Genomic DNA, 1,583 nt, shown 5'->3' with positions numbered 1-1,583 from the left:
GCCCAATGGCAAGCTCGACCGCAAGGCCTTGCCTGCCGTGGATGCCGCGCAATCGCAGCGTGCCTATGTGGCGCCGCAGAGTGAACTGGAACAACAGGTCGCGGCGATCTGGGCGCAGGTGCTGCACTTGGAGCAGGTTGGCCTGGGCGACAACTTCTTCGAACTGGGAGGGCATTCGCTGTTGGCTACCCAGGTGTTCTCGCGTCTGCGCGAGCTAGGCATCGACGCACCGCTCAAGACGCTGTTCGAGCAGGCCAGCCTGCAGGGCTTCGTCGCCAGCCTGCCAGCACCGTCGTTGGCGGCGCGGGCTCCGGCCATCCGGCCGACGCCGCGCGATGCGGCGCTGCCGGTGTCCTATGCCCAGCAACGCCAGTGGTTCCTCTGGCAGCTGGAGCCACACAGCAGCGCCTACCACATCCCCATGGTCCTGCGCTTGAAAGGCAGCCTCGATCGTGCGGCGCTGCAACACAGCTTCGATGCGCTGGTCGAGCGTCATGAGGCCCTGCGTACTCGCTTCGTCGAAAGCGACGAGGGCATCGTCCAGGTGATCGAGCGCTCGGCTGCGCTGGTCATCGCCCATGAACGACTGGCGGACGAGGCGACCCTTCAGGCGCGTGTCGCTGAGGAGATCCGCCAGCCGTTCGACCTGGCCCGCGGCCCGCTGCTGCGGGTCCGCCTGCTGGAGCTGGCGGCCGACGACCAGGTGCTGGTGCTGACTCAGCACCATATCGTCTCGGATGCGGCGTCCATGCAGCTGATGGTCGGCGAACTGATCGATGGCTATGCCCGCCACCGCGAGGGCGATGCCGCCCCACTGCCTGCCCTGGCGCTGCAATATGCCGACTACGCCCGTTGGCAGCGTGAATGGATGGAGGCTGGCGAGCGTGAGCGGCAACTGGCCTACTGGGTCGGGCAACTGGGCAGCGAGCAGGATGTGCTGGCCTTGCCGCTGGACCGCCCGCGTCCTGCCGAGCAGAGCTATCGCGGCGCCCAGCTCGACCTGGCCGTGCCGCCGGCGTTGAAGGACGGTCTCGAGGCGTTGGCCCGCCGCCAGGGCGCGACCCTGTTCATGGTGCTGCTGGCGTCGTTCCAGGCCTTGCTGCATCGCTACAGTGGCCAGCGCGACATACGCGTCGGCGTGCCGGTGGCCAACCGCAACCGGGTCGAGACCGAAGGGCTGATCGGCTTCTTCGTCAACACCCAGGTACTGCGTGCCGATATCGATCCACGCCAGCCGTTCGGCGTGCTGCTGCAACAGGTGCGTCAGGCTGCGCTGGGCGCCCAGGCGCACCAGGACCTGCCGTTCGAGCAACTGGTGGATGCGCTGGCACCGACCCGCAGCCTCAGCCACAGCCCGTTGTTCCAGGTGATGTTCAACCACCAGGCCGCCGCGCTCGCGCCGGTACGCGCCGTGCCAGGCTTGGCGGTCCAGGCCATGGCCTGGGACAACGACACCACGCAGTTCGACCTGAGCCTGGACACCTGCGAGACCGATGAAGGGCTGAGCGCTTCGCTGATCTACGCCACTGACCTGTTCGACCAGGCCACCATCGTACGCCTGGGTGAGCATTGGCTGAACCTGC

At 67.4% G+C, this 1,583-nt stretch carries 1 protein-coding gene; it reads left to right on the top strand.

Annotated features, from left to right (window positions below):
- On the top strand, window positions 1-1,583 hold a 1,583-nt coding region (locus N5D53_RS27500; RefSeq protein WP_279841130.1), incomplete at both ends, for a condensation domain-containing protein.

This window comes from Pseudomonas sp. GD03862 (assembly GCF_029840855.1).
Taxonomy (GTDB): domain Bacteria; phylum Pseudomonadota; class Gammaproteobacteria; order Pseudomonadales; family Pseudomonadaceae; genus Aquipseudomonas; species Aquipseudomonas alloputida.
Note: the sequence above shows the minus strand (reverse complement) of the source record. Positions and strands in the feature narration are given on the sequence as shown.